We start from the raw sequence: 25,761 nt of genomic DNA, 5'->3' as shown, positions 1-25,761 counted from the left end.
TCTACGAACATAGCGCGGGTGCGTGGGGGCGTCAACGCGGAGCGGGGCCCGGCGCTGGCTTTCCGCCCCATCGAGTGGCTACGTTCGCTGCATGACGAAGCCACCCAAGATCGTGGTGACCAGGTCGATAGCGGAACCGGCCATGAAGGTGCTGCACGAGGCGGGCGAGGTGTGGGCACCGGACCCGGACCGCCCGCTGCCGCCGGAGGAACTGCACGAGGTCGTCGCGGGCGCCAGCGCCGTGGTGAGCACCCTGCAGGACCGCATCGACGGCGCCTTCGCCGACGCCGCGGGCGAGAAGCTGCGCGTGGTGGCCACGGTGGCCGTGGGCTACGACAACGTGGACCTGGCGGCACTGCGCGCCCGCGAGGTGATCCTGACCAACACCCCTGGCGTGCTCACCGACGCCACCGCCGACCTCACCTTCGGCCTGTTGCTCTCGGTCACCCGCAGGCTGGGCGAGGGCGAGCGGTTGCTGCGGGCCCGCGAGCCGTGGCAGTTCAACCTGGGGTTCATGCTGGGCACCGGGCTACAGGGCAAGTCACTCGGCATCATCGGCCTCGGGCAGATCGGCACCGCGGTGGCGCGCCGGGCCCGCGCCTTCGGCATGCGGATCAGCTACACCGGCCGCAGGCGCGCCGCACCGGAGCTGGAGGCCGAGCTCGACGCGCGGTTCCTGCCGATGGAGAGCCTGCTCGGCTCCGCCGATGTGGTGTCCCTGCACTGCCCGCTGACCCCACAGACCCGGCACCTGATCGACGCGGGCGCCCTGGCCGCGATGAAGCCGGGCGCCTTCCTGGTGAACACCACCCGCGGACCGGTCGTGGACGAGGCGGCACTGGCTGACGCGCTGGAGGGCGGCGTGATCGCGGGCGCCGCACTGGACGTGTTCGAACGCGAGCCCGAGGTTGAGCCGCGGCTGCTGGCGCTGGACAACGTCGCGCTCGCCCCGCACCTTGGCTCGGCGACCGTCGAGACCAGGACCGAGATGGCGCTGCTGGCCGCCCGCAACGCGGCCTCGGTGCTGGCCGGGAACGGCCCGCTGACGGAGGTGCGCCCGTGACCGCGCGGAAAGTGGTGGTGGCACCGGACAAGTTCAAGGGCAGCCTGACCGCCGTCGAGGCGGCGGAGGCCATCGGCGCGGGTGTGCGGGATGCGCTGCCGGAGGCGGAGGTGACGCTGTGCCCGGTCGCCGACGGCGGCGAGGGCACCCTGGACGTGCTGCTGGCGGCCGGCGGGCGACGGGTGGACCTCGGCGTCCGCGGGCCGCTGCACGACCAGGTGGATGCCTGGTATGTGGTGCTGGACGGCACCGCCTACCTGGAGTCCGCCAGGGCCTGCGGTATCGAGTACGTGACCCCCACGCCGCAGGTGGCACTGGCCGCGCACACCTACGGGGTCGGCGAGCTGATGGCGCACGCGCTGGAGGGTGGCGCGCGCAGGCTGGTGCTCACGGTCGGCGGAACGGCCAGCACCGACGGCGGGGCCGGCATGCTGCGTGCGCTGGGCGCGGAGATCCTGGACGGCACCGGCCACCCGATCGACCTCGGTGGCGGGCCGTTGGGCGCGGTGCGCACGGTGGACCTCACCAAGGTGCGCCGACGGCTGGGGAACGCCGAGGTCAGGGTGGCCACCGATGTGACCAACCCGCTGCTGGGCACCCGTGGGGCCGCCGCCGTGTTCGGCCCGCAGAAAGGCGCCGGACCCGCCGAGGTGGCCGAGCTGGATGCCGCCCTGCGGGCATGGTCGGAGGCGCTGGTCGCGGCCGGGGCACCCCCGGTCGCCTCGGTTCCCGGCGCGGGCGCCGGTGGCGGCGTGTCCGCCGGTGCCATGGCAGGACTTGGCGCCACCGCCGAGTCCGGCTTCGATCTGGTGGTCGAGCTGACCGGGGTGGGCGCCGCGCTGGCCGAGGCCGACCTGGTGATCACCGGCGAGGGCTCACTGGACGCGCAGAGCCTGGACGGCAAGGCACCTGCCGGGATCGCCACCAGGGCAGGCCGACGGGACGTGCCGGTGCTGGCCATCGCCGGGCGGGTACTGCTCGGCGAGGCCGAACTCACCGCCGCGGGTATCGCGGCCAGCCGTGCGCTGGTCGACCACGCCCCCTCGGCGGAACACGCCCAGCGCGCCGCCTACCCGCTGCTGCGCGAACAGACCGCGACCCTGCTGCGCTCCTGGCTCACCCGCTGACCTCGGCGGGAAGTCGCGGCCCGTTCCCGGCAAAGCCACGGCGCGGGACGACACGTTTCTCGTGACTTCCCGCGACTTCCCGCCGTCGGCTACTGAGCCGGCTGGTCACCGTCCGGAGAAGCCTGTTGCATTACGGCGAAGTTCAGCTGCCCCTGCTCGTCCTGCTGGACATCGAGCACCTTGTCGTCGAGGAACTCGGCGGCCTGCGGCTCGAGGAAGACCTTGGCCCCACCCTCGGTGCCGAGCACCTGGTCGCCCTCCTCCGGCTCGTTGGCCACGGAGAGCGCGAGCTGGGCGCCCGCGTCCTGCTGGGCCTGCACCGAGAAACGCAGCCCCGAGTTCTCCTGTTGTGCCGTGAGGGCGCTGATCGCCTCGGCGGCCGCGTCGGTCATGGCAAGCATGTTCGACCTTCCCTTCGGTCGCGGTCGTTGCGCTGTGCCACCCCCACGGTAGGGGTGCGTGACATCGGGCGCTCGGGGTGGGCAAGGCAAATCGCGCCATCGCAGGTCATGGCGCCGGCCGTGGAGCCAGCCCGGTCACGCAGCGAAAACGTCCCACGTCTGCGCCGGTGCGCGCGGCGGCCCCGCTATGCTTCCGCCCGTGAGCAACGGCGACGTCGTGTCGGACGCCCGGCTCCGGCTCGGCCCGGAACTGCTGTCCGCACTCCTCGACTACGTTCGTGGTGAGATCGGCGGCTGCCTGGGTGTGAGCCTGTGCACCGCCGCGGCGAACCCGCGCCTGCTCGCCTCCGCCGGAGTGGCGTCCGAACTCGACCGCCTGCAACGGAAACTGGACTCCGGCCCCACCGTGCATGCCGCGCGCGAGCACGAGGCCGTTTCCTCCGCCGATCTCGCAGCCGACGACCGCTGGCCGGACTTGGCCGCCGCGGTGACCGCACGCCCGGACCGGCCACGACCCCTGGCCGCGACGGCGGTCGCCGGCAGCTGGGACGACGAGGGGCCGGTCGTGTTCACCCTCTACCTCGACCACGAGCCCACCGCCAAGGACCTGCGCACGGTCGAAGAGGTCGAACCGATGCTGGCCATGTCCGCGGCACTGGTGGAGTACTGCTCGGACGAGGTGCTGCGCGCCGACCAACTGGTCCAGATGCTCGAGCACCGGCGGATCATCGAGCAGGCGAAAGGGATGATCATGGCCGTGCGCCGGTGCGACGCCGAGACGGCCTTCCGCTCCCTGGTGGTGGCCAGTCAGCACTTCAACGTCAAGCTGCGCGATCTGGCCGTGGCCACCGTGGAACTGGTCGGCAACGCCCCGGCCGAGGAGGCTCCCGCCGAACTGCTCGGCGACAAGGCAAAAATAGAGCCCGCAGGCCAGCAGGCCCGCCACGCAGCGAACCGGATGTGGACGGCACTGCGCGAAGCATGATCGTTCTCGCCCAATGGGGTGGTTGCCTACGTCGGGGGCCTTCCGTAACGTGGGAATTACGGTTGAGCAACCAGCCGAAGGGAGCGGGTCACCGCGCCTCTTCTGGTGGTCACTGACGATCGGCCGCCGCTGACGTGGCAACCGGCGGCCGCCCCGCTTCCTCGCCTCACTCATGTGCCAACCGGAGGGAGCTAATCGTGCGGACCACAACCACATCCGCCTTAGCCGAACGAGTACACCACGACAACGAACAGCAGGCCATCAGCCTGCATGGTCTGCACGTCGACTTCGAACGTGCCGAGCACGGGGTGCTGCTGGCCCGCCTCCGCGGCGATATCGACATCGCCTCGGCTCCCGGACTGCGCCGTTGCGTCGATCTCGTCGCCGAACACGGCGGGGCACTGGTGCTCGACCTGGACGGGGTGGAGTTCCTCGGATCGGCAGGCATCTCGGTGCTCGTCGAGTTCGCGCACGACCCGCCGCGCCGGGACCTGCGCTGGGCGGTGGCCGCGGGCGGCCGCGCCGTGCTGCGCCCGCTGGAGGCCACCGGCTATCTGAACCTGGTACCCGTCTACCCCACCACGCGCGCCGCATTGGCCGCCGTCCAGACCACGGGCGGCATACGTCACACCGGTTGAGTGGCGAGGCGGGTTCCCAGAATTCCACAGTAGACATACATTTCGGTCATGGCAGTGGCGATGCCAGCGGCCGGCGGCGAGGAGCGCGCCGCGCAGGGGCGGCGCGAGTTCGGCAGGCATGCCGCCTGGTACGTGGCGGCGGGCGCGGTCACCACCGGCCTGCAGGCCCTGCTGTTCCTGGCCCTGCGGGAGCCATTCGGGCCGCACGCCGCCAACCTGCTGGCGATCGCGGTCACCACACTGGCCAACACCGAGTTCCACCGCAGGGTGACCTTCGCCAGCGCGGCGAGCCCCACCGGCCGCCGCTACCTGCAGGCGGTGCTCACCTTCACGTTCTACGCCGGGTACGGGGCGGCGGTGCTGTTCACCCTGCACGCGGTGGCACCGCAGGCGGGCGCCTTCACCGAGTCCGCCGCGGTGGCCGCGGCCAGCCTCGCCGGTGGCGCCATCCGGTTTCTCGCCCTGCGTTCCTGGGTCTTCCTCCGCCACTAACCCACTCACAGCAGACGGACGGGCGGGATGTCTACACTCGACGGTCGTGGCAGCAGAGCAGGAGGAGTCCGAGCCGGACTACCGGTTCACCCTGGCCAACGAGCGCACCTTCCTGGCCTGGATCCGCACCGCGCTCGGCCTGCTGGCCGGCGGGGTGGCCGTGCACCAGCTGGTTCCCGAGCTCTCCGTTCCCGGGGCACGCACGGCGCTGGCCGCGGTCTGCGTGGCACTGGCCGCGGTACTCGCCGGGGGCAGCTACCCGCGCTGGCGCAACGCGCAGCTCGCCATGCGGCGCGGGCAGCCGCTGCCGCGCAGCTACCTCATCCTGGTGCTCGCCTGCGGGGTGCTGGTGATCACGGCGTTCGCCGCGGTACTCATGGTGACCGGATGACCTCGCAGGAAGGGCTGCAACCAGAACGGACCGGGCTGGCCTGGCAGCGCACCGCACTGGCCGCCGCGGCCTGCACCCTGCTGCTCGCGCACGGCGCCGCCCAGGAAGGCTGGCGCGCGGCGACGGTACCCACGGCGCTGGCCGCGCTGGGCACTCTCACCATGGCGGTGATCGGCAGGCGGCGCGCCCACGCGCTGCGCCGGAACCGCATGCCGGGCCCGCCGGGCCGCGGGCAGACCGGTGCGGTGGCGGCGCTGGTGCTGCTCACCGCGCTGGCCGCCTTGCTCACCCTCCCCGGGGCTCAGCCGTAGCTCTCGCGCAACGCGGGCAGCAGGGTGGACTCCGCGAAGTCCAGGAACTTCTCCTGGTGGTCCCCGCCGATCTGGACCAGGGCCAGGTCGGTGAACCCGGCCTCGGCGAACGGCTGGGCGGCCGCCACGATCGGCTCCGGATCCGGCCCGCACGGGATGCTCTCCGCCACGTCCCGCTCGGTGACGAACCGGGTCGCCCCTGCGAAGGAGGCGGGCGCGGGCAGCTCGGCGTTCACCTTCCAACCGCCCGCGAACCAGCGGAACTGCTCGTGCGCGCGGCGCATCGCGGCCGCGGGATCGGGATCCCAGCAGACCGGCAGCTGCGCGATCTTGCGCGAGTGCTCCTGGCCGAGCTCGGAACGCTCGCGGTCCCAGTCCCGGCACAGCCCCTCCTCCGCCTGCACCGCGATCAGCGCGTCCGCCAGCGGGGCGAACCGGCTCACCGACTGGGCACCGGAGACCGCGACGCCGATCGGGGTGCGTATCTCCGGCAGGTCCCACAGCTTGGCGGAGTCCACCCGGTAGTGCCTGCCCGCGTAGTTGACCTGCCCGCCGTCGAACAGCGCGCCGATGATGTCCAGCGCCTCGGTCAGCATCTCGTGCCGCACGTTGGCCGGGGGCCAGCCGCCGCCGATCACGTGCTCGTTCAGGTTCTCCCCCGCACCGAGCCCCAGGGTGAAGCGGTCCGCGGACAGCAGGGACACCGTGGCGGCCTTCTGCGCCACCACGGCGGGGTGATAGCGCAGCAGCGGGCAGGTCACGAAGCTCATCAGGCCGACCCGGTGCGTGACCTGGGTGACCGCACCGAGCACGCTCCAGGCGTACGGCGAGTGCCCCTGCTCGTCCAGCCAGGGAAAGTAGTGATCGCTGATCACCTCGAAGTCGAAGCCCGCGCCTTCCGCCCCGGCGGCATGCGACACCAGGGCCCGTGGGCCCGCCTGCTCGGTCAGCAGCGTGTAGCCGAACCGCACCGGATATCCCCCTTCGTGTTCAGGCCGCGGGCAACCGCTTGCGCCGGATGATCGCCTCGCGGCGTTCGGTTTCGTCCAGGCCGCCCCAGACACCGAAGGGCTCCTGCACGGTCAGCGCGTGATGCCGGCATTCCACGATGACCGGACAGGTGCGGCAGATGCGCTTGGCCCTGGCGACCCGGTCGGCCCGCGCGACGCCGCGTTCGCCGTCCGGGTGGAAGAACACCGCGCTGTCCAGATTGCGGCAGTTACCGTGCCGTTGCCATTCCCAGGTCTCCACCACGGGAACGGGCAGGCGGGATGTGTCCGCCATGGGATCACCTCCGCGGTCGCTGGCGGGCAGTTGCTGGTCGGGTACCCAGCGCGGGAACGGATCACACCTCGCGGCAGCCGCTGCTAGCCGCCGGCGCGGACGAACTCCTTGCGCGGCTCGTGCTGCTCGCCCAGCGCGACGATCTGCCTGCGAAACGGCAGGGACAACGCCCAGTCCGCGGCGATCCGCGCCTTGCGGTGCGCGGTGGGCATGGTGGCCAGGTGGTAGCCGCGGTGCAGGGCCCAGGCAGGGGCCCCCTTCAGTTTGACCCCGTAGATCTCGGCGACCCCCCGGTACAGGCCAAGGCTGGCCACCGAGCCCGCGTAGGAGTGCCGGTACCGCCGCTGCGTGCCGCCGTGCAGCCGCGCGATGATGTTGCGTGCCAGCCGCCTTGCCTGGCGGGCGGCATGCTGCGCGGAGGGTGCGCAGACCGCGTCGGGGTCCTTGCTGGTCAGGTCCGGGACGGCGGCGCAGTCGCCCGCGGCGAACACCCCGGGGGTTGCCTCAACCGCCAGCGTGGCCGAGCACCGTACCCGGCCCCGCTCGTCCAGCGGGAGGTCGGTGTTCGCCAGCATCGGGCTCGGCTTCACCCCGGCCGTCCACACCACGGTGTCCGCGTCGAACTCCACGCCGTTGTCCAGTACGACATGGCCGTCCTGCACCGAGGTCATGGTGGTGTTCAGGTACGACTCGAACCCGCGCTCGGCCAGCCGGTCCAGGGTGTAGCGGGCCAGTGGCGCGCTGACCTCGGGCATGATCCGGTCCATCGCCTCGACCAGCACCCACCGCATGTCCTCGGCCCGCAGGTTCTCGTAGTACGGCAGCGCGTGCCTGGCCATGTCCTCCAGCTCGGCCATGGCCTCGATACCCGCGTAACCGCCGCCGACGAACGCGAAGGTCAGCAGCCTCTTGCGCAGCACGGGGTCCAGCGTGCTGGCCGCCGCGTCCAGCCGGGACAGCACATGGTTGCGCAGGTAGATGGCTTCCTCGAGGGTCTTGAAGCCGACCGCGTGCTCCGCCAGGCCGGGTATCGGCAGCGTCTTGGACACCGATCCCGGCGCCACCACCAGCAGGTCGTAGCCGAGCTGCTCGGTGTGCCCGTCCGGCACCCGCAGGGTCACCGACCGGCGCGCGCTGTCCATACCGGTGACCTCACCGCAGAACACCTGGCAGCCGGTGAGCACCTCGCGCAGCGGCACCACGACATGCCGCGGTTCCACCGAGCCGGCCGCGGCCTCGGCGAGGAACGGCTGATAGGTCATATAGGACCGCGGATCGACCACGGTGACGGCCGCCTCGTCCCTGGACAGCTTGGCCCGCAGCCTGCGGGCCACGGTCATCCCGACATATCCGCCGCCGACGATCACGATCCTGGTGGCGGTCCCGGCAGTGGCGGAACTCATCGGCCGCTCACCCCCTCCTCGCCGGCGCTCCCGAGGTCGGCGGGGTCGTCTACCTCGGGAATCTGCTCCGCCACATCGGCGGGCTCGGCCTCCAGCGGGGGCTCCACCTCAGCCGGGTCGGGCTCCTCCGGCACCGCCAGTCGCTGCTGATCCAGTACATCGGCTTCCGGCTGCTGATCACGTGTCGGGTCCATACCCCAGCCATACCCAGACCACCGCTCCCCCAATCAGCCGGTTGGCTCAGGGGAGCAGGCGGCGGGCGCCGATGGCGACCAGACGCTGGTAGCCGGACCCGAGCACGCGGGGCAGCAGGTCGATGATCCGGGCGTCCGCTCCGATCAGGATCCGCGCCCGGTTGCGCTGAACCCCGCGCAGAATGGTGGCGGCCGCGGCCTCCGGGCTGGTCCGCGCCACCCAGTCGAAGGCGCGCACCGCCTTCGCGGCCTCGGCGCCCTCCAGGCCGCGCGAGTCCCGCGCGATGTTGGTCTTGATTCCGCCGGGATGCACGCAGCTGACCCGCACCGGGCCACCCTCGAGCAACATCTCCTGGCGCAGTGCCTCGGTGAAACCGCGGACGGCGAACTTGGCCGCGTTGTACGCGCCCTGCGTCGGCACCCCGATGAAGCCGAACACGCTGGACACGTTCACCAGATGCCCTTCCCCGGAGGCGGCAAGATGCGGCAGGAACGCCTTGGTGCCGTGCACCACGCCCCAGAAGTTGATGCCCATCAGCCAGTCGAGCTGCTCCCACTCCATCTCGGCCACGCTGGAGGTCAGCGCCACGCCCGCGTTGTTCACCACCAGGTTCACCGTGCCGAAGTCGGCGACGACCTCCTCGGCATGCGCCAGCACGGCCGCCCGGTCGGCCACGTCCAGCGGGTAGGACCGGACCTCCGCCCCGATCTTCTCGCAATGCGCTGCGGTGTCGGCGATCCGCACCGGGTCCACATCGGACACCGCGAGCCTGGCCCCGCGGGCGGCGAGATCGAGCGCCAGCGCCCTGCCGATGCCCGAACCCGCCCCGGTGATCACCGCGACCTTTCCCCCGAAGTCCTTCATGAGCCAGCCCTCCACTTCGAGGTTAGTGTAACCACCGGTAATAGGTACTTGGAGTACTATCCAAGCCGGGACGCCAGGTGTCAACCGGCGGGTTCGTGGGCGCGGGCCTGCTCGGCCACACCCCGCTCGTACTCGGCGCGGCCGGCCGTATCGGTCGAGGTCAGCCCGCGGTCATCGGCGACGATCCGGCGGGCGAGGTTCAGTACCCGCTCCGGGGTCACCGCCGCCAGCAGGTCCCACCCGGCCAGGTAACGCGGCACCGGGGTCTCGGCCTTGCGGCTGCGGCAGCTGGCCAGCACGGCCGCCGCGATATCCGGCGGGTCGACGGTCGGCAGCCCACGGCCGAGCGGCACCCCGGAGGACAGCCGGGTGCGCACCGCGCTGGGCAGCACGGCGCTGACACTCACCCCGGTGCCCGCGCACTCCCTGCGCACCGCCGCGGTCAGCCCGACGGCGGCGAACTTGCTGGCGTTGTAGACGGCCAGCCCGGGGATCGGGATCTTGCCGGCCATCGAGGCGACGTTCACCACATGTCCCCGCCCACGGTCGATCATCCCGGGCAGCACCAGCCGCAGGCCGTGGACCAGGCCCCACACGTTGACGTCCATGGTGAGCCTGCTGGTCGCGTCCGGCTCGGCGAGAAAGCCGCCCAGCGGCATCACCCCGGCGTTGTTCACCAGCACGTCGATCCGGCCGAACCGCTCCAGCACCCCGGCGACGAATCCGGCGAACTCCGGGCGCGAGGTGACGTCCACCCGCCACGCCCGCGCGCCGCCGCCGAGCTCGGCCGCAACCCGCTCGGCGGCTGGCAGGTCCAGGTCGCCGAGGCAGACCGTGGCACCCCTGGCCGCGAAGGCCTCCGCAGTGGCCCTGCCGATGCCACGGCCCGCGCCGGTGATCACCACCACGGCGCCGGCGAGGTCGATCGGCGGGTAGCCGCGACGCCCGGCCCTCATCCGGTCACCTCGACGGGCGCCGGGTCGGGTGCGGCCGGGGCGGTGCCGATCGTGTAGGCCGTCGGGTCGAACTCGCGCAGCCGCCTGCGCATCCGGCCGGTGGACCAGGGCCAGCTGAAACTGTTGCGCCCGTTGGCATCGAGGTAGTAGCTGGAGCAGCCACCCGCGTTGTAGACGGTACCGGCCAGTGCGCGCTGCAGTTCCTCGTTGTAGCCGCGCTGCACCTCGGGCCGGACGTCCACTTCGGACCATCCCTCGTGCAGGATGCGCCGCACCCCGGAGACGGCGTAGGACAGCTGCGCCTCCATGATCATGAACGCCGAGGAGTGCCCGGTGCCGAGGCCGGGGCCGAGCAGCAGGAAGGCGTTCGGGAAGCCGCTCACCGTGGTGCCGAGGTAGGCCTGCGGGCTGCCCTGCCAGTGGTCGTCCAGGCTGCGCCCGGCCGCGTCGAACACCTTGCCCGCCACCGGCATGTCCAGGATCCGGAACCCGGTGCCGAGGATGATCGCGTCCACCTCGCAGGCGCTGCCGTCCGCGCCGAGCACCCGGTTCCCCTCGATCGAGCGCACGGCCGTCGGGTGGACATCCACATTGGACTTCGCGAGCGCGGGATAGTAGTCGTTGGACAGCAGCAGCCGCTTGCAGCCCAGCGTGTAGTCCGGGGTGAGCGCGGTACGTAACCACGGGTCGCGGATGGCCCTGCGCAGGTGCAGCAGACCGACATGCTGCAGGCGGCGCAGGATCCACGGGTTCCGGAAGCCCAGCCCGAGCGCCTCCATCCCGGCGTACTCCGCCGCCCGCAGGGCCCGTTGCGTGGCGGGAAACCGCCGCAACAGCCACCGTTCCAGCTTGGGCACGTAGTGATCGGGCTTGGGCAGCACCCACTGCGCGGTGCGCTGGAACAGGTGCAGGCGGGAGACCAGCGGCTGGATCTCCGGCACGAACTGCACCGCCGATGCCCCGGTGCCGACCACCGCGACCCGCTTGCCGCGCAGGTCGTAGTCGTGGTTCCAGCGGGAGGAGTGGAATACCTCACCGGGAAACTCCGCCAGGCCAGGCAGATCGGGAACCCGCGGCTCGTGCCACGGCCCCGCACCGGCGAGCACGACCCGCGCGGTGAGCTCACCGGCCGAGGTGGAAAGCTCCCACCGCTTGTGGCCGCCGTTCCACTGCGCCCGCCGCACCTCGGTACCCAGCCGGAGGTGCCCGGTCACGCCGTAGCGGCGCGCGGTGTCGGCGAGATAGGCCCTGATCTCCGGCTGCTTCGCGAAAGCCCTTGTCCATTCCGGATTCGGCGCGAACGAGTACGAGTACAGCGCCGAGGGCACATCGCAGGCGCAGCCGGGGTAGGTGTTGTCCCGCCAGGTTCCGCCGAGGTCGTCCGCCTTCTCCAGGACCACGAAGTCGGTGATGCCCTCCTGCCGCAGCCGGATCGCCGCCCCGATACCCGAGGCGCCCGCGCCGATGACGATCACGTCGAAATGCCGCTGCTCGACCCGGGTGCCGTTACGTTCCGCCATCGAAGAACCCCATCGTTCGGATAACCGCCAATTCCAGAGACTAGCAGTATCTACGTACTCGCGGTACCCCTTGCCTGAAGATCGGAGACCGCCGGTATCCCGATACCGGAGCGGCATAGAGTGGGTACATGCCTCGACTCACCCGCGCCGAAAGCCAGGCCCGTACCCGGGACCAGCTGGTCGCGACCGCGAAGGAGCTGTTCCTTGCCGAGGGCTACTCCGTGACCTCACTGGAGAAGGTCGCCGAGGCGGCCGGGTACTCCAAGGGGGCGGTGTACTCGAACTTCCGGAACAAGGACGAGCTCTGCCTTGCGGTACTGGATGCCATCCACGCCGAGCAGGCCGCGATGATGTCCGAATCGCTGACCGGCGCGGAGACCATGGAGCAGCTGCTGGCGGCCTTCCAGTCCTGGGCCGAGCGCAGCATCGGCGACGAGGCCTGGACGGCGCTGGAGGTGGAGTTCGCCACCAACGCGCGGCACGACCCGGCGCTGCGGCGCGAACTCGCGGTGCGGGACAAGGCCATCCGGGACGCGATCGCCGGGCTGCTGCAGGACCACGCGGAGCGGTTCGGCATCACCCTGCCGATGCCGGCTGGAGACTGCGCCACGGCGCTGCTCAGCCTCGGGATCGGGCTGGGCGTGCAGCGGGCGATCGACCCCGGCATCCCGGTGCACGTGCTGCCCGGGGTGATTCGCCTCTTCGCCGGAAACCGGGTGGACGGCCCGCCGAGAATCGAGCCGTGAACGATCAGGAATGGAGTGTCGCCCCGGTCGGGGTGCACGAAACTATGGCCACCGCGGTCCTGCGCAGATACATCCTGGACATCGGGGAGCGCTACTACCGGCGCAGGCCGACCGAGGCCGAGGTGGACGCGGCGCTGGCCGAGGACCCCAGCGACGAACTGGCACCGCCGCGCGGGGAGTTCCTGCTCGCCACCTGGGCCGGGTCGGTCGCGGGCTGCGTGGGGGTACGGCTGCTGGAACCGGGGATCGCCGAGCTGAAGCGGATGTTCGTCGAGCCCTGGGCACGTGGGCGGGGACGCGGCGCCCTGCTGCTGGCCGCGGCCGAGGAGGCCGCGCGTGGCCTGGGTGCGCGGGCCATCCGGCTGGACACCAGGACGGATCTGGTGGAGGTACGCGCGCTCTACGCGCGGCACGGGTACGCCGAGATTCCCGCGTACAACGACGGCCCTTACGCACAGCACTGGTTCGAGAAGCGGCTTTGAGTTGCCTCACGAAGCCGGCTGACCCCGGCCGGACCGGCCTGCCCATTCCAGTAGCTCGTCCGCGCCGAACGTGTTGATCACGGTTGTGGGCTCGACCCCGCACTCGCTCGCCCTGGCGCATCCGTTCGGCAGCCAGGCGAGCTGCCCGGGGGCATGCGCGTCGCTGTCGACCGCGAAGCGGCAGCCGAGCTCCGCCGCGCGGCGCAGCAGCCTGCGCGGCGGGTCCAGCCGCTCCGGCCGGGAGTTGATCTCCACCGCCACGTCCCGCTCGAGGCAGGCCTGGAAGACCCGGTCGGCGTCGAAGGCCGACTCCGGCCGGGTGCCGCGCCCGCCGAGCAGCCGCCCGGTGCAGTGGCCCAGCACGTTCACCCGTGGCTGGGACACGGCGGCGAGCATCCGCTCGGTCATCTCCCGCTTCGGCATCCGCAGCTTGGAGTGCACGCTGGCGACCACGAGGTCCAGCTCGGCCAGCAACTCGGGGTCCTGGTCCAACGTCCCGTCCGGCAGGATGTCCACCTCGATCCCGGTGAGCACCCGGAACGGCGCCAACTCCCGGTTGACCTCCGCCACCAGCTCGAGCTGGGCACGCAACCGCTGGGCGGACAACCCGTTCGCCACGCTCAGCGTCGGTGAGTGATCGGTGAGCACCATCCACTCGTGGCCGAGATCACGCGCGGCCTCGGCCATCTCGGCGACCGGGCTGCCGCCGTCCGACCAGTCGGAATGCGTATGGCAGTCGCCCCGCAACGCCGCCAGCAGCTCCGCGCCCTCCTCCGGCTGCGGCTCGGCCCGCGCCAGCAGGGCGGAAAGGTACTCCGGCTCCCGGCCCTGTAGCGCCTCGGCGATCACGGCCGCGGTGGTCCTGCCGATCCCGGACAGCGCGGTCAGCGTACCGGCGGCGGCGCGTTCGGCGAGCTGCTCCGGGCCCAGCCGGTCCACCACCGAGGCGGCCCGCCGGAACGCCTGCACCCGGTAGGTCGGCTCCCGGGTCCGTTCCAGCTCGAAGGCGATCCTGCGCAGGGCCGCAACCGGATCCACGCTGATCACCTCACCCGTTCCGATCCAGTGGATGCAGTTCGACCTCGGTCAGCTCGCCCCGTGCCACCCGCGCGGTGAGGTAGGTGCACTGCGGCTGCCGCCGCCGGTCGGTGGGGGAACCCGGATTGAGCAACCGCAATCCACTGTCGGTAACACTGTCCCACGGGATGTGGCTGTGCCCGAAAACCAGCACGTCGGTGTCCGGATAGTCCCGCGCACACCGCTGGTCCCTGCCCTTGGCGGCGCCGGTCTCGTGCACCACGGCCAGCCGCAGCCCGGCCAGGTCCGCCCTGGCCACCTCGGGTAGCCGCGCCCGCAGCTGCGGCCCGTCGTTGTTGCCGAACACCCCGATCAGCCTGCGTGCCCGCCGCTCGAGCTCGTCCAGCAGCCCGACCTCGACCCAGTCCCCCGCGTGCACCACGACATCGGCGGCATCCACCTCCTGCCACAGCACGGCGGGCAGCGCCCGCGCCCGTTTCGGCACGTGCGTATCGGCCATGATGAGCAGCCGCATATCCCGACTCTAGAGCAGCGCGGGCCATGGTCGCTCAGGTCGCAAGCGGATAACGGTTGGATCCCGCCCGGTACCCCGGCACAACCAGGGGGAGGAACCGCACGTCACCCGATCGGGCTGGTCGTCGGCGCTGCTGGGCCAGCCCGTATCTTGACGACGGGAGTCCTGGGGAGTCCTGGGGGCTCACCGCCATCGCACGTGGAGGGTTGTCTTGCCACAAGATCGACAGTGGCCGCAGTCGGACGCCGAGCAGACCGAGTTCATTCCGGTCGTCTCGGGTCGCCTTGACGACGACGCAGGCGGCGGTGACGTCCATGGCGCCGTCCATGGCACGGTCGACGCCGCTGGCGTCACCGATGAGCTGCGCGTTCCCCCGCAACAGGCACAGCAGGCCGAGCAGACGCAGGTACAGGAACCGACCCGGTTCCAGACCGAGCGCACGCAGTTCATCGAGCACCCGCAGGCACCGCCGCCCCCTCCCGGAGGGGTACAGCCCACACAGACCGCCATGCCGCCGCAGCAACCGCCCCCGCAGCCACCGGAGCACGGCACGCCGGAACACGGCGGGGCGGACGGCTCGGGCAAGAAGTGGTACCGGCGCAGGGGGACGCTCATCGCCGGGGCGGCGCTGGGCGCGCTGGCCCTGCTCTACGGCGTGGACCTGCTGGTCAGCCAGGGCAGCGTGCCGCGCGGCGTCACCGTCGCCGGGGTGGACGTCGGCGGGATGAGCGAACAGAACGCCGAACAGAAACTGCGCGACGAGATCGAGCCGCGGCTGACCCAGCCGGTGCAGTACGCGGCCGGGGATGTGCAGGCCGAGTTCGATCCCAAGATGGCCGGGCTGAGCCTGGACTGGGGTGCCACCCTCGAGCAGGCCGGGGACCAGCCGCTCAACCCGATCACCCGGTTCCTCTCCTTCTTCGACACCGAGGAGATCGGGGTGGTGACCAGCGCCGAGCCGAACCAGCTGGAGACCGCCATGGGTGATCTCCAGGACAAGATCGACCACGAGCCGGTCGAGGGCACCGTCAAGTTCGAGGGCGCCACTCCGGTCGCGGTCGAGCCCAAGCAGGGCCAGCAGCTCGACGTCGAGGCCGCCAAGCAGGTGGTGCTCTCGCACTGGGCCTCGGGCAACCAGCTCGACCTTCCTGTCGAGGTCACCCCGGTGCGGACCTCGGCCGAGGCCGTACGGATCGCGCTGGAAGAGGTCGCCAAGCCGGCGGTGTCCAGCTCGGTGCTGGTGCGCGGGGACGGCAAGGACGGCACGCTGGAGACCGAGGAGATCGCGGCCGGGCTGAGCTTCGAACCCGGCGAGGGCGGCACGCTCACCCCGAAGATCAACCAGGAGAAGATCGTCGAGGGGGTCGGGCCCGAGCTCGCGTCCACCGAGCAGGAGGGCAAGGACGCGGAGATCGTGTTCACCGGCGGCAAGCCGACCGTGGAGCCCTCCCAGCACGGCAGGGGCATCAAATGGGACAAGACCCTCGCCCCGTTGCTGGACGTGCTCAAGCGCAAGGACAACCGGGAGATCGTCGCGCAGTACGAGGACAAGCCGGCCAAGATCACCACGGAGGAGGCCGAGAAGCTCGGCATCAAGGAGGTGATCGGTGAGTTCACCACCACCGGCTTCGCCTCCGACTCCGGAGTCAACATCAAGGTGGTGGCGCAGGAGGTCAACGGCGCCATCGTCAAGCCGGGCGACACCTTCAGCCTGAACGGCCACACCGGGCCGCGCGGCAAGGAGCAGGGCTACGTCGAGGCGGGGATCATCGAGAACGGCCAGCCGGGCCGGGCGGTCGGCGGCGGTATCTCGCAGTTCGCCACCACGCTGTACAACGCGTACTACTTCGCCGGGATGAAGGACGTCGCGCACCGCGAGCACAGCTACTACATCAGCCGCTACCCGGCGGGCCGGGAGGCCACGGTGTTCCAGAACCCGGACGGCAGCAGCGTGATCGACCTCAGCTTCAAGAACGACAGCGAGACCGGGGTGGCGATCCAGACCATCTGGACCCCCTCCAGCATCACCGTGAAGCTGTGGGGCACCAAGCGGTACAACGTGGAGTCCGTCACCGGGGACCGCACCAACTTCGTGCAGCCGGGCACCAAGCATGTCTCCGCGGACAACTGCCAGCCCAGCGGCGGCGCGGTCGGCTTCAGCATCACCGACACCCGCATCCTGCGGGACGCCTCCAGCGGCCAGGTGGTGCGCAAGGAGCCACGGACGGTGAAGTACGACGCCAGGGACAAGATCGTCTGCAACAAGGGTGACTAGAAATGAAGTGGCCTGCGTGCGGATCTCCTGCCAGGCTGACGCGGTAACCAGCCGTACCGAGCTCGGAGGTTCGTATGCCGGATTCCACCCCAGCGCAGGAGAGCGCCGAGCCGGAGGCCGACGTGAAGCGCAGGTTCCGCGAGGCGCTGGAGCGTAAGCAGCGCCAGGCCAAGGCCGGGGCCGCACACGAGGACCTGGTCCCCAAGGTCACCCAGACGCACGGCCCCGCCGGGGGCAGGCGCACCTTCCGCCGCAAGAGCGGCTGACCCGGTCCACTGCTGGGAGTGGCCCGTTCGCTGCATTTTTCGCAGGGAACGGGCCACGCACAGCAGTCGGCTACGTGGGGGTGAGGATGGACTTGAGCCGGGGTACCTCGAGCATCCGCCGCTCGGCGAGCCGGTCCGCCGCTGTCGCCGGCGGCACCCCCTCGGCCTCGGCAAGCGCGAACACCTTCTTGGTGGTGTCGTACACCGAGGTCACCTTGCGCCGGGCCCGCTCGAAGTCGAATCCGTGCAGCTCGTCGCTGACCTGCACCACCCCGCCCGAGTTGACCAGGTAGTCCGGCGCGAACAGGATCCCCCGGTCGTCCAGCCGCTTCTCCACGCCGGCGTGGGCCAGCTGGTTGTTGGCCGCACCGCACACCACCCTGGCCCGCAGCTTCTCCACCGTGTCGTCGTTCAGCGCGCCACCCAGCGCGCACGGGGCGTAGATGTCGATATCGGAACGAATCAGCTCGTTCACGTTCTCCAGCACCTCGACCTCGGGATACGCGGCCACGGTGCGCTCGACGGCCCGCTCGGACACATCGCAGACCACCACCCGCGCCCCGGCCTCGATCAGGTGGCCGACCAGGATGTGCCCGACCTTGCCGACGCCGGCCACGCCCACCGTGCGCCCGCGCAGCTCCGGGCTGCCCCAGGAGTACTCGGCCGAGGCTCGCATGCCCTGGAACACGCCGAAGGCGGTGAGCACAGAGGAGTCACCCGCTCCCCCGGTGTCCGAGGAGCGCCCGGTGACGAACCGGGATTCCTTCGCCACGACGTCCATGTCCTGCACGAAGGTTCCGACATCGCAGGCGGTGATGTAGCGGCCGCCGAGGGACTGCACGAACCGGCCGTACGCACGCAGCAGCGCCTCGGACTTGTCCACCGCGGGATCGCCGATGATCACGGCCTTGCCGCCGCCGAGGTCGAGCCCGGCCAGCGAGTTCTTGTACGCCATCCCCTTGGACAGCGCCAGCACGTCGTCGAGCGCCTCGCTCTCCGAGGCGTAGGGGTAGAACCGGGTTCCGCCGAGCGCGGGGCCCAGCGCGGTCGAGTACACCGCGATGATCGCCTTCAGCCCGGACGAGACGTCCTGGCAGAACACGACCTGCTCATGGCCGCTGTTACGGCCGAATACTCCTTCGGTCACGGTTGGTGACTCCTTTGTCAGCCCCGGGCGCGCGGCTTGTGGTGCGTGCCCGGCCGGATGGTTTTCTGCCCGGCGGCGCCGGGGAAGGTCGTTCCCGACGTGCTCCGCCGCTGCCTCAGAACCTAGGCCCAGCAGAGCGCACGCGCCACGGCCAGGTAGACCGACCTGACGGCCGACACGTTAAGAAAGGTGATGGATTGGAGCCGCCGGCGCGCAGCAGGCCCTCCCGCCTCCTCCGCGGCTCAGTACCCGGTGCGCGCGTTCGGGGACGTCACGCGCTGCCCGTGGGGGACGTGCGCAGCGCGGCGCGCTGACCGGGTTCCTTCGACGGCGGCCCCAGGCACAGGGGCACGACGACGGCCTAGCCGGACTTCTCCCGGCCCTCGGTCTCCATCTCCGCACCGACCGGCGGCCTGCGGTCCCTGCACTGCCTCGGCCACGGGCCCGGCTGCGGTTCGGCGGGGTGGTGCGCCGCGCCCGCATCACCCCGCCGGTCCCGATAGCGCCACCCCTCCCCCGGGATGGCGTGAATCCGGGTTCCCACCAGTGCGCCCTCCTGCTGTGCGGCATACCGCGGTCCCCCGATGCGGTTGGTCGAACAGTGCGTGATCCACCGGCGTGATGGTCATCCCAGGTGGTCATAGGATGGACGCTATGGAACTGGAGATCCGGCATCTCAAGGTCCTGACCACGATCGCCGACCACGGGAGCATCACGAAGGCGGCACCGATCCTCGGTGTCTCCCAACCGTCGCTCACCGCGCAGTTACGGCGAATCGAGCAGGCCATGGGCTCGCCCCTGTTCGAACGCTCACGCACCGGCGTGGCTCCCACCGCGTTCGGCCGGACCGTACTGGCCAAGGCTCGCGCGGTGCTCACCGAGATGGCGGATCTCCGCATCCAGCAGGGCCCCTCCGACGAGGACCGGGCGGCCGAGCTACGTCTGGGCGCGTTGCCGGGGCCGCTGCTTCCGGTCGTGCTGCCCCGGATCGCCGAACTGTACGACGAGCGCAGGAAACCGGCCCAGCCCTCGCTGGACGTGCACGCGCACACCGACTCCTCGATGGCCACCCTGCTGGCGCTGGTGCACGCGGGCAGGCTGGACGCGGCGCTGATCGCCCAGACCCTCGGGCACGAGCTGCCGCTACCGGAAGGCATCAAGCACGCCGTGGTCGTCCCGGTGGAGCCGGTGTTCGTGGCCCTTTCCGAACGTCATCCCCTCGCCGACAAACAGGTGGTCGAGCTGGCCGAGCTGGCAGGCGAGCAGTGGGTGGTCGACCCGCAGGAGGATCTCGGCGGGGCCGCCTACCTGCGCGCGGCCTGCCGGGAGGCCGGGTTCGAGCCGCTGATCGCGCATGAGGTCAACGACGTCGGCACCGCACGCGGTTTCCTGAGCAGCGGGCAGTGCATCAGCCTCGCACAGGCGACGTCCCAGGAGGGCAGGGGTATCGTGGTCCGCCCGCTGGCTGGCGATCCGCTGGCGGTGCGGCTGGAGCTGACCTGGGCCCAGGAGTGCCCGGTCGCGCCCGAGCTGCTGCGCAGGGCCGCGGCCGAGGCCTATTTCCAGTTGATCGACCGCAACCCCAGCTACCAGCACTGGTGGAACGAGCACTACGGGGACGAGCGCCCACCGGTGTTGTGATGTTTGTCGATTGACGACTACGTTCTCCCCGCCGCGGATACCGCACAACGCGACATCAGCTTTCCACTGTCGACCGATGCCATCCGCTCGGCGGATCCGTAAAGTCGGCCCGGTAAGGGGAGGAACCGGGAAGGAAACCGACATGAGAACGCTCGTCGTCGCTATTCTCGGCGTCTTCACAGGACTGCTGGCCGGTTTTGTGCTGATCGAGATCATCGCGGCGTTCGTCGCCGCGCAGAGCGGCGGCTGGATGGGCCGCACGTGGAGTCTCGTGGCCGGGTTCGGCCCGATCATCATGGCCATAGCGGGCGCCGTGGTCGCCATCATCATCGACAACAAAATCCAGCGCAACAAAGGAATGTGATGAGCAACAGAAACACAGCTTTGGAATCATTGCCCTGGGGACTCATCCTCGGGCTGGGTGCGCTGCAGCTGGTCCGGCCGCTGATGAGCATGGTCGGCGCACTGGACGCGATGGGAAAGCCGTGGAGCCCGGTGGCCGTCACGGTGATCATCGCGATCATCTGGATCGGTGTCGTGGTCGCCAAGCGGGTCGCGCAACCGGTGCTCACTCTGGCCTTCGCCGGAATCGCGTACGGCATTTTCGCGGTGGCGCTCAACCTGATCGGCACGATGTTCGGCGCCCAGTCTATGGCGGCGGCGGGAATTCTGGGAACGTTGCTCTTCAACGGCCTGCTGGGTCTCGTGCTCGGCCTCATCGCCCTCGGGCTGCTCAAACTGCGCAAGTAGCCGCGCCCGGCGCCCATGAACGGCAAACCCACGTACGTGGGGAGCAAACACGCGTACATGGACGGCCAACACGCCGAAGCCCGGCGTGTTGGCCGTCTGCGCACGCGAGTTTGCTGTTTGCGGGCGGCCAACAATTCGGATTACTGGTCGCCGGGGCGCACCAGCCCGCTTTCGTAGGCGAAATGCACCAGCTGCGCACGATCTCGGGCGTCCACCTTCGTCAGCAGCCTGCTGACGTAGGTGCGTACGGTGGCGGGGCTGATCGAAAGGCGCACCGCGATCTCGTCGTTGGACCGTCCGGCGGCGACCTCGGCCAGTAGTTGCTGTTCCCGCTCGGTGAGCTGCTCGATGCGCTCGTCGCCGCCCGCGGGACGGTAGGCATCGGCGAAAGCCAGGATCACGCGTCTGGTGACCGAGGGGGAAAGCAGGGCCTCGCCGCCTGCCACCGTGCGCACCGCGGCCCGCAGCTGCTCCGGCTCGGTGCTCTTGACCAGGAAACCCGCCGCGCCGGCCCGGATCGCGTCGAAGATGTGCTCGTCGGTGTCGAAGGTGGTCAGCATGATGATCCGCACCTCGCGCAGCCGCTCATCGGCCACGATCCGGCGGGTCGCCTCGATGCCGTCCATACCGGGCATGCGGATATCCATCAGCACCACGTCCGGCCTCTTCTCGATGGTGAGCGCGAGACCCGCCGCCCCGTCGGCGGCCTCCCCGACCACCGTGATGTCCTCGGCCCGCTCGAGCAGGGCGCTCAGTCCGGCACGGACGAGATGCTGATCGTCGACAAGGATCGCGTGGATCACGAGCGGACCTCCAAGGGCAACGAAGCCTCCACCCGGAATCCGGCACCGGGCTGGGACGACACGTCGACCCGGCCGCCCAGTAGCGAGGCGCGCTCCCGCATGCCACGGATACCGCGGCCGGTGCCAGCCGTGGCATCCGCACCGCCGGTGCCATCGTCGCATACCGTGATCCGCAGCCGCTGATCGTCGTATCGCAGCGTGACCGCCACCCGGCTGGCGTTCGCATGTTGCAGGGCGTTGGTCAGCGACTCCTGGACGATCCGGTATGCCGTGGTGTCCACGACGGCGGGCAACGGGGGCGCCTCGCCCTCGACCTTGACCTCCACCGCCAGCCCGCTGCCTGCCATCGTCTCGGCGAGCGCGTCCAGGTGCCGGATGCTGCCGGTGGGGCTCCGGCCATCGGCCTCGTGCGGATCCCGCAACAGGCTCAGCGTGTTCTGCAGATCGCGGACCGCCTCGTCGCTGGCCATCCGGATGACCGAGAGCGCGGCTCGCGCCGCCTCCGGGTCGTCGGCGATCGACTCGGTGGCGACATCGGCCTGGACCGAGACCACCGCCACGGTATGCGCCAGCACGTCATGCAGCTCCCTGGCGATGCGCAGGCGTTCCTCCTCGACCCTGCGCCGCGCCTCCCGCTCCCGCTCCTCGGCGGCCCTGCGCGCGCTGCGTTCCTGTTCGGCACGCAGCAGCCTGGTGGCCCGGACGGCCCCGCCCAGCGCGATGGCCACGGCCATCAGGCCGAAGGTGGAAGCGAGCTCGACACCGAGGAGGTAGGCCGGATCCTCACCCTCCCGGATCCGGAAGCCGACACTCACCAGGGTCAGCAGCCCCGCCGTGGCCACCGCGATCGACAACCTCCCGGCCTCGGCGGCCGAGTACAGCGCGGCGGCCACCGGGAGCGCCAGCCCGATGGTCGGATAGCCGGCCGCATAGTACGCGAGCAGGCCGACCGCGGTGGCGGTCAGCGCGAGTACCGGGAACTGGCGGCGCACCAGCATCAGCGCGCCGAGGCAGACGGCGAAGAGGTACGCGACCGCGTCGGGGCCGCGGCTGCCGCCGATGTCCACGGTGATCGCCACGGCGACGGTCACCGAGACGGTGGCGCCCAGCAGCGAGTCGATGACCAGCGCACGGCGCGGACCTTGCCCGTTGCCCATTCCCGCAGCGTATCCACCCTCGGCGGGGTACACGACCGCTCACGGTGGACGCCTGCCGTCGCATTCCGTTGATCGCCACGGGTGACCGGCTACGGCAGGAGTCGATCCGAAGTCACGACGATGAGCCGACGACGCCGCCACGCACCGTGCGTAGGGTCGGACGCATTGTCCCCGGATCTGTCCAGACGATTGGTCACGACGATAGGACAACGATGAAGGTTTGCACCCTGTGTTTCCCCCGCTGAGAACGGTGACAGTTGTGCTGATTCCTTGGCAGCCACCGGCAGGGAACGAACTTTACGTACTGTCTCTCCGCGACCCCCGGTGCCTGCGCCCCGATCTCGCCGGCATCGACCACGCGACACTCGCCGCGGCCCGGCGTCAGCTCAGCCTGCCGGTCCCCGACACGCTGGTGGTGAGCGGGCCAAGGAGAGAATGGCTACGCCGCCGGAGTTTCGAGTGGATCGATCAGCTACCGGACCGGATCACCGTCTCCGGGCGGGTGTCGGTCCCCGGATCGAACGACCGGAAACTGGACGTCAGCTTCACCAACATATCCCGCGACGCCGCCGAAGAGAGCACAGTAGAACTGGTCCGGCTGGCCGAGCGTGCTGGTTCGCTCGACGATCGGCTGTCCCTGTGTTTTCAGCGTGCCTTGCCTGCCGAGGCCACCGCGCTGGTCGCCGTCAACCACGGCATATCGCGGATACGCGTGCGGGCATGCCGTGGACTGTACGAAGAAGGCGCGGAACCGGTGTATTTCGACGAGGCACTGCTGCGCGGGGCCGACCGCCGGGTACTGAACGAACGCGTCACCCGCAAACCGACCGCACTCGTGGCCGATGAAGTGGGTACCCGGGTCGTCCCTGTCCCCGGCGCCGAACAGCACGAATCGGTACTCAGCTACTACACTGTGCGCTACCTCGCGGGACACGGTGCCCGGCTGAGTGCGGGGCTCGGGACCGCCGTCGAGGCCACCTTCTGGCTGTACCGGGGCCGGTGGTTCATGCCGATGTGCAGAACGCTCGGTCCGACGCGCTCGCCGCGGCGCCGCACCGGGGAGGACTGAGACGACAATGTCATCGGACGATGAATATTTCGACCGAGCCGATCTCGCATACTATCGTCAAGCCAACGTCATGCCAATTAACCTGATCAGCGGTTGGCCAGCAAGGCACCAACCACCTAGAGTGCTCCAGGTTCGGGAGCAGCGCTTTCAGTGACGCTCGAGCGCAGTTAAAGCGCATATACAGCTGTAATTCAGCCATCTGGTAGAAAATTACTGCCGGCTGTCGAGCAGCCGACCACGTAGCCACGGCCAGCCTCTCTCGAAGGCCGGCCATACGGGCGTCTGACCGCCCTAAACTGGGAGGAACGGCTGTCGTGAAAGTTTCCGTGCTAGGCCCGTTGGAAATAGTGGAGGGCGGTGTCGTGTCGACGCCGTCCGCCCCCAAGTTACAGCGAGTCGTGAGCTTGCTGGTCATGCGCTCCAACAGCGTCGTGCGCAACGAGCAACTCGTCGAGGAGCTGTGGGAGGACAAACCTCCCGCCAGCGTGGCGACCACCCTGCATACCTACATTTACCAACTCCGCAAGTTGTTGAAACTTCGAGCACCCGAACATGCCGGCTCGGCTTCGCTCGGTGAACACCATCCGGCTTTGCATTCCTTTCCGAACGGATACATGCTCACGCTTCCACCGGAGTCACTCGATGTGAACACCTTCGAGACCCTCGCCCGGCGCGGGCGGGCCCATCTCGAGGCTGGGGAGGTACTGGAGGCCGCGGACACGCTGGCCGGGGCACTGGCGCTGTGGCGGGGCCCGGCACTGGTCAACGTGGAGCCGGGCCCGGTACTGGGAGCCGAGGTGCTGCGGCTGGAAGAGCTGCGCAAGAGCACCCTGGAACTGCGAATCGAAGCCGACCTTCAACTCGGCAGGCACCACAGCCTGCTCAGCGAACTGACCAAACTGGTCGCCCAGGAACCGACCCACGAGGGTTTCCAGGGAAAGCTGATGCTGGCGTTGTACCGCGCCGGGCGGCGCTCCGAGGCGCTGCACGCCTACCAGCAGACCAGGGTCGTGCTGGCGAACGAACTCGGGCTCGACCCCTCGCGGGATATCCAGCGCCTGCACCGGGCCGTGCTGACCTCCGACAGCAGCCTGGATCTTGCCCCCGGGAGCCATCCTGCCAGGACCTCGGCCCGGCCCAGTGCGCCGAGCCGGCTGGCATCGGAGGGGCTGGAGCTGGTCGGGCGCAAAGCCGCGATCGACGAAGCCACCACGATCCTCACACCGGCAACCCATGGCAGACCGGTGGTGGTGACCGGCCTGCCGGGATCCGGGAAGTCGGCACTGTGCGTGCAGGTGGCCCGCAGGCTCGCGGAGCAGTACCCGGACGGACAGCTGTTCGCGCAGTTACTCGACAACGACGGCACGCCGATCGAGTCCGGCACGGTGCTGCTGACGCTGCTACGGCAGACCGGGATGCGGGCCGCCGAGATCCCCTCCTCGTTCGAGGAACGACTACGCGTCTACCGGGACTGGACCGCCTGCCATCAGGCGCTGATCGTGCTCGACGACGTGATCGACAACGAGCAGTTGCTGACCATGCGGCCAGGTGGGCGGGGATGCGCGCTGCTGGTCGCGGGCAGGAGACGGCTCTCGGTTCCCTACACCGCCGTGGTCGACCTGCGGCCGCTCAGCATCTCCGAGGGGGTCGAACTGCTCGCCGACGTGCTCGGTGCCCAGCGGCTGACCCGCGATATCGAGTCCGCACACGAACTGGTGCAGATCTGCGACGGCCTGCCGGTCGCACTGCACGCCGCCGCGGGCAGGCTCCAGCTGCGCCCGCACTGGTCGATCAGCCGCACCACGCGGTGGCTGAACGAGGAGCTGCCGAAGGCGCCGGAGACCGGTGCGGATCCGGTGAACCTGCGACCGAGCGTCGAGCGGACCTACCGGCTGATGCCGGAGCCCGCCAAGGCCGCGTTCCGGACCGTGTCCGGTATGGACGCCGGTTACCTCAGCATCACCACCGCGGCACATGCTCTCGGTCTCGACGAACACGGCACCGAGTCCCTGCTGGAGGAACTGGCCGAGGTCCGGCTGCTGGAGATCGAACCGGTCGAGGCGAAACCCGATCAGTTCCGGTACTGGTTCCTGCCGGGGGTACGCACGATCGGGCGGCAGCTCCAGCAGGAACACCACCGTTCCCGGCAGCGGCACCGGCTGCACAACCTCGGCAAGGTCGGCTGAGGGAGGTTCCCGCGCGCCTCCCAATTCCGCGTTCAGTGACACCTGCCGCCGCCTCGA

General features: G+C 70.2%; 30 protein-coding genes. 16 read left to right on the top strand and 14 right to left on the bottom strand.

Annotated features, from left to right (window positions below):
• Positions 1 to 91: 91 nt before the first annotated feature.
• The gene (locus KOI47_RS11490; protein ID WP_216215964.1) at positions 92 to 1,063 is read left to right on the top strand and encodes a 2-hydroxyacid dehydrogenase; all 972 of its coding nucleotides are present in this window, start codon (positions 92 to 94) and stop codon (positions 1,061 to 1,063) included.
• Positions 1,060 to 2,190: a glycerate kinase gene (locus tag KOI47_RS11485; RefSeq protein WP_232376690.1), complete on the top strand. Its 1,131-nt coding sequence runs from the start codon at positions 1,060 to 1,062 to the stop codon at positions 2,188 to 2,190. Before KOI47_RS11490 ends, KOI47_RS11485 begins: the two co-directional genes overlap by 4 nt.
• Positions 2,191 to 2,279: 89 nt before the next feature.
• Here the strand turns inward: KOI47_RS11485 and KOI47_RS11480 are convergent, their stop codons facing one another.
• Positions 2,280 to 2,591 (bottom strand): HesB/IscA family protein, encoded by a 312-nt coding sequence (locus tag KOI47_RS11480; protein WP_216215963.1) that lies wholly within the window; start codon positions 2,589 to 2,591, stop codon positions 2,280 to 2,282.
• 199 nt (positions 2,592 to 2,790) lie between these two features.
• Here KOI47_RS11480 and KOI47_RS11475 point away from each other — a divergent pair, with 199 nt between their 5' ends.
• The 5 genes from KOI47_RS11475 to KOI47_RS11455 all read left to right on the top strand — a co-directional run bounded on the left by KOI47_RS11475 (position 2,791) and on the right by KOI47_RS11455 (position 5,408).
• A complete protein-coding gene (locus KOI47_RS11475) occupies positions 2,791 to 3,576 on the top strand; it encodes an ANTAR domain-containing protein (RefSeq protein WP_216215962.1) in 786 nt (261 codons plus the stop codon).
• Between the two features lie 197 nt (positions 3,577 to 3,773).
• Entirely contained in the window at positions 3,774 to 4,214 is a 441-nt protein-coding gene (locus KOI47_RS11470) for an STAS domain-containing protein (RefSeq protein ID WP_232376689.1), read from the top strand.
• A 48-nt stretch (positions 4,215 to 4,262) separates the two neighbouring features.
• A complete protein-coding gene (locus KOI47_RS11465; protein WP_216215961.1) occupies positions 4,263 to 4,706 on the top strand; it encodes a GtrA family protein in 444 nt (147 codons plus the stop codon).
• A gap of 46 nt (positions 4,707 to 4,752) precedes the next feature.
• Positions 4,753 to 5,097, top strand: coding sequence for a YidH family protein (locus KOI47_RS11460; RefSeq protein WP_216215960.1), 345 nt, complete (start codon positions 4,753 to 4,755; stop codon positions 5,095 to 5,097).
• Complete coding sequence (locus KOI47_RS11455; protein ID WP_216215959.1) at positions 5,094 to 5,408, top strand: DUF202 domain-containing protein; 315 nt, start codon at positions 5,094 to 5,096, stop codon at positions 5,406 to 5,408. Before KOI47_RS11460 ends, KOI47_RS11455 begins: the two co-directional genes overlap by 4 nt.
• On the opposite strand, the gene KOI47_RS11450 is transcribed toward KOI47_RS11455, so the two are convergent.
• The 7 genes from KOI47_RS11450 to KOI47_RS11420 all read right to left on the bottom strand — a co-directional run bounded on the left by KOI47_RS11450 (position 5,399) and on the right by KOI47_RS11420 (position 11,630).
• Complete coding sequence (locus KOI47_RS11450; RefSeq protein ID WP_216215958.1) at positions 5,399 to 6,379, bottom strand: TIGR03557 family F420-dependent LLM class oxidoreductase; 981 nt, start codon at positions 6,377 to 6,379, stop codon at positions 5,399 to 5,401. The genes KOI47_RS11455 and KOI47_RS11450 overlap by 10 nt on opposite strands.
• Positions 6,380 to 6,398: 19 nt before the next feature.
• Entirely contained in the window at positions 6,399 to 6,692 is a 294-nt protein-coding gene (locus KOI47_RS11445) for a WhiB family transcriptional regulator (protein WP_216215957.1), read from the bottom strand.
• Between the two features lie 83 nt (positions 6,693 to 6,775).
• Positions 6,776 to 8,095, bottom strand: a complete 1,320-nt coding sequence (locus KOI47_RS11440; protein WP_216215956.1) for an NAD(P)/FAD-dependent oxidoreductase — start codon at positions 8,093 to 8,095, stop codon at positions 6,776 to 6,778.
• Positions 8,092 to 8,289 (bottom strand): hypothetical protein, encoded by a 198-nt coding sequence (locus tag KOI47_RS11435; protein ID WP_216215955.1) that lies wholly within the window; start codon positions 8,287 to 8,289, stop codon positions 8,092 to 8,094. Before KOI47_RS11435 ends, KOI47_RS11440 begins: the two co-directional genes overlap by 4 nt.
• Before the next feature lie 46 nt (positions 8,290 to 8,335).
• Positions 8,336 to 9,154 carry an SDR family NAD(P)-dependent oxidoreductase gene (locus KOI47_RS11430; protein ID WP_216215954.1) on the bottom strand — a complete coding sequence of 273 codons (819 nt, stop codon included), beginning with the start codon at positions 9,152 to 9,154 and terminating at the stop codon, positions 8,336 to 8,338.
• Between the two features lie 80 nt (positions 9,155 to 9,234).
• On the bottom strand, positions 9,235 to 10,110 hold the full coding sequence (locus tag KOI47_RS11425; RefSeq protein WP_216215953.1) for an SDR family oxidoreductase: 876 nt from the start codon (positions 10,108 to 10,110) through the stop codon (positions 9,235 to 9,237).
• On the bottom strand, positions 10,107 to 11,630 hold the full coding sequence (locus KOI47_RS11420; RefSeq protein WP_216215952.1) for a flavin-containing monooxygenase: 1,524 nt from the start codon (positions 11,628 to 11,630) through the stop codon (positions 10,107 to 10,109). The genes KOI47_RS11425 and KOI47_RS11420 overlap by 4 nt, the downstream gene beginning before the upstream one ends.
• A gap of 128 nt (positions 11,631 to 11,758) precedes the next feature.
• Between KOI47_RS11420 and KOI47_RS11415 the strand changes: the two genes are divergently transcribed.
• Both KOI47_RS11415 and KOI47_RS11410 read left to right on the top strand, forming a co-directional pair.
• Positions 11,759 to 12,376 (top strand): TetR/AcrR family transcriptional regulator, encoded by a 618-nt coding sequence (locus tag KOI47_RS11415; RefSeq protein WP_216215951.1) that lies wholly within the window; start codon positions 11,759 to 11,761, stop codon positions 12,374 to 12,376.
• Positions 12,373 to 12,858 (top strand): GNAT family N-acetyltransferase, encoded by a 486-nt coding sequence (locus tag KOI47_RS11410; protein ID WP_332461457.1) that lies wholly within the window; start codon positions 12,373 to 12,375, stop codon positions 12,856 to 12,858. The genes KOI47_RS11415 and KOI47_RS11410 overlap by 4 nt, the downstream gene beginning before the upstream one ends.
• Positions 12,859 to 12,864: 6 nt before the next feature.
• Here the strand turns inward: KOI47_RS11410 and KOI47_RS11405 are convergent, their stop codons facing one another.
• Positions 12,865 to 13,896: a PHP domain-containing protein gene (locus KOI47_RS11405; RefSeq protein ID WP_216215950.1), complete on the bottom strand. Its 1,032-nt coding sequence runs from the start codon at positions 13,894 to 13,896 to the stop codon at positions 12,865 to 12,867.
• Positions 13,897 to 13,906: 10 nt separating this feature from the next.
• Complete coding sequence (locus KOI47_RS11400; RefSeq protein ID WP_216215949.1) at positions 13,907 to 14,410, bottom strand: metallophosphoesterase family protein; 504 nt, start codon at positions 14,408 to 14,410, stop codon at positions 13,907 to 13,909.
• Positions 14,411 to 14,621: 211 nt separating this feature from the next.
• Here KOI47_RS11400 and KOI47_RS11395 point away from each other — a divergent pair, with 211 nt between their 5' ends.
• Positions 14,622 to 16,685, top strand: a complete 2,064-nt coding sequence (locus tag KOI47_RS11395; RefSeq protein ID WP_232376688.1) for a VanW family protein — start codon at positions 14,622 to 14,624, stop codon at positions 16,683 to 16,685.
• Between the two features lie 74 nt (positions 16,686 to 16,759).
• A complete protein-coding gene (locus KOI47_RS11390; protein ID WP_216215948.1) occupies positions 16,760 to 16,951 on the top strand; it encodes a DUF5302 domain-containing protein in 192 nt (63 codons plus the stop codon).
• Positions 16,952 to 17,021: 70 nt separating this feature from the next.
• Here the strand turns inward: KOI47_RS11390 and KOI47_RS11385 are convergent, their stop codons facing one another.
• Both KOI47_RS11385 and KOI47_RS11380 read right to left on the bottom strand, forming a co-directional pair.
• On the bottom strand, positions 17,022 to 18,098 hold the full coding sequence (locus KOI47_RS11385) for a Glu/Leu/Phe/Val family dehydrogenase (RefSeq protein ID WP_216215947.1): 1,077 nt from the start codon (positions 18,096 to 18,098) through the stop codon (positions 17,022 to 17,024).
• A gap of 361 nt (positions 18,099 to 18,459) precedes the next feature.
• Positions 18,460 to 18,642: a hypothetical protein gene (locus KOI47_RS11380; protein WP_216215946.1), complete on the bottom strand. Its 183-nt coding sequence runs from the start codon at positions 18,640 to 18,642 to the stop codon at positions 18,460 to 18,462.
• A 110-nt stretch (positions 18,643 to 18,752) separates the two neighbouring features.
• Between KOI47_RS11380 and KOI47_RS11375 the strand changes: the two genes are divergently transcribed.
• From KOI47_RS11375 to KOI47_RS11365, 3 genes are all read left to right on the top strand, one after another.
• Positions 18,753 to 19,739, top strand: a complete 987-nt coding sequence (locus tag KOI47_RS11375) for a LysR family transcriptional regulator (protein ID WP_216215945.1) — start codon at positions 18,753 to 18,755, stop codon at positions 19,737 to 19,739.
• 142 nt (positions 19,740 to 19,881) lie between these two features.
• Entirely contained in the window at positions 19,882 to 20,103 is a 222-nt protein-coding gene (locus KOI47_RS11370) for a DUF5957 family protein (RefSeq protein ID WP_216215944.1), read from the top strand.
• On the top strand, positions 20,103 to 20,489 hold the full coding sequence (locus KOI47_RS11365; protein ID WP_216215943.1) for a hypothetical protein: 387 nt from the start codon (positions 20,103 to 20,105) through the stop codon (positions 20,487 to 20,489). Before KOI47_RS11370 ends, KOI47_RS11365 begins: the two co-directional genes overlap by 1 nt.
• 140 nt (positions 20,490 to 20,629) lie before the next feature.
• On the opposite strand, the gene KOI47_RS11360 is transcribed toward KOI47_RS11365, so the two are convergent.
• Together KOI47_RS11360 and KOI47_RS11355 are read right to left on the bottom strand one after the other, a co-directional pair.
• Complete coding sequence (locus tag KOI47_RS11360; protein ID WP_216215942.1) at positions 20,630 to 21,292, bottom strand: response regulator; 663 nt, start codon at positions 21,290 to 21,292, stop codon at positions 20,630 to 20,632.
• Complete coding sequence (locus tag KOI47_RS11355) at positions 21,289 to 22,449, bottom strand: sensor histidine kinase (protein ID WP_216215941.1); 1,161 nt, start codon at positions 22,447 to 22,449, stop codon at positions 21,289 to 21,291. Before KOI47_RS11355 ends, KOI47_RS11360 begins: the two co-directional genes overlap by 4 nt.
• Positions 22,450 to 22,708: 259 nt before the next feature.
• On the opposite strand from KOI47_RS11355, the gene KOI47_RS11350 reads away from it, so the two are divergent.
• On the top strand, positions 22,709 to 23,518 hold the full coding sequence (locus KOI47_RS11350; RefSeq protein WP_216215940.1) for a hypothetical protein: 810 nt from the start codon (positions 22,709 to 22,711) through the stop codon (positions 23,516 to 23,518).
• Positions 23,519 to 23,832: 314 nt separating this feature from the next.
• Positions 23,833 to 25,704, top strand: coding sequence for an AfsR/SARP family transcriptional regulator (locus KOI47_RS11345; RefSeq protein WP_332461456.1), 1,872 nt, complete (start codon positions 23,833 to 23,835; stop codon positions 25,702 to 25,704).
• The last annotated feature ends 57 nt before the right edge of the window (positions 25,705 to 25,761 follow it).

The sequence above is a fragment of the Amycolatopsis aidingensis genome (genome assembly GCF_018885265.1).
Classification (GTDB): Bacteria; Actinomycetota; Actinomycetes; order Mycobacteriales; family Pseudonocardiaceae; genus Amycolatopsis; species Amycolatopsis aidingensis.
This window is presented reverse-complemented; position numbering and strand designations above follow the sequence as displayed.

Coding starts and splice junctions, on each gene's coding strand:
- KOI47_RS11455 (WP_216215959.1), top strand. CDS start 5,094: ATGACCTCGCAGGAAGGGCTGCAACCAGAACGGACCGGGCTGGCCTGG.
- KOI47_RS11390 (WP_216215948.1), top strand. CDS start 16,760: ATGCCGGATTCCACCCCAGCGCAGGAGAGCGCCGAGCCGGAGGCCGAC.
- KOI47_RS11465 (WP_216215961.1), top strand. CDS start 4,263: ATGGCAGTGGCGATGCCAGCGGCCGGCGGCGAGGAGCGCGCCGCGCAG.
- KOI47_RS11425 (WP_216215953.1), bottom strand. CDS start 10,110: ATGAGGGCCGGGCGTCGCGGCTACCCGCCGATCGACCTCGCCGGCGCC.
- KOI47_RS11490 (WP_216215964.1), top strand. CDS start 92: ATGACGAAGCCACCCAAGATCGTGGTGACCAGGTCGATAGCGGAACCG.
- KOI47_RS11355 (WP_216215941.1), bottom strand. CDS start 22,449: ATGGGCAACGGGCAAGGTCCGCGCCGTGCGCTGGTCATCGACTCGCTG.
- KOI47_RS11375 (WP_216215945.1), top strand. CDS start 18,753: ATGGAACTGGAGATCCGGCATCTCAAGGTCCTGACCACGATCGCCGAC.
- KOI47_RS11440 (WP_216215956.1), bottom strand. CDS start 8,095: ATGAGTTCCGCCACTGCCGGGACCGCCACCAGGATCGTGATCGTCGGC.
- KOI47_RS11420 (WP_216215952.1), bottom strand. CDS start 11,630: ATGGCGGAACGTAACGGCACCCGGGTCGAGCAGCGGCATTTCGACGTG.
- KOI47_RS11480 (WP_216215963.1), bottom strand. CDS start 2,591: ATGCTTGCCATGACCGACGCGGCCGCCGAGGCGATCAGCGCCCTCACG.
- KOI47_RS11430 (WP_216215954.1), bottom strand. CDS start 9,154: ATGAAGGACTTCGGGGGAAAGGTCGCGGTGATCACCGGGGCGGGTTCG.
- KOI47_RS11445 (WP_216215957.1), bottom strand. CDS start 6,692: ATGGCGGACACATCCCGCCTGCCCGTTCCCGTGGTGGAGACCTGGGAA.
- KOI47_RS11415 (WP_216215951.1), top strand. CDS start 11,759: ATGCCTCGACTCACCCGCGCCGAAAGCCAGGCCCGTACCCGGGACCAG.
- KOI47_RS11435 (WP_216215955.1), bottom strand. CDS start 8,289: ATGGACCCGACACGTGATCAGCAGCCGGAAGCCGATGTACTGGATCAG.
- KOI47_RS11370 (WP_216215944.1), top strand. CDS start 19,882: ATGAGAACGCTCGTCGTCGCTATTCTCGGCGTCTTCACAGGACTGCTG.
- KOI47_RS11365 (WP_216215943.1), top strand. CDS start 20,103: ATGAGCAACAGAAACACAGCTTTGGAATCATTGCCCTGGGGACTCATC.
- KOI47_RS11400 (WP_216215949.1), bottom strand. CDS start 14,410: ATGCGGCTGCTCATCATGGCCGATACGCACGTGCCGAAACGGGCGCGG.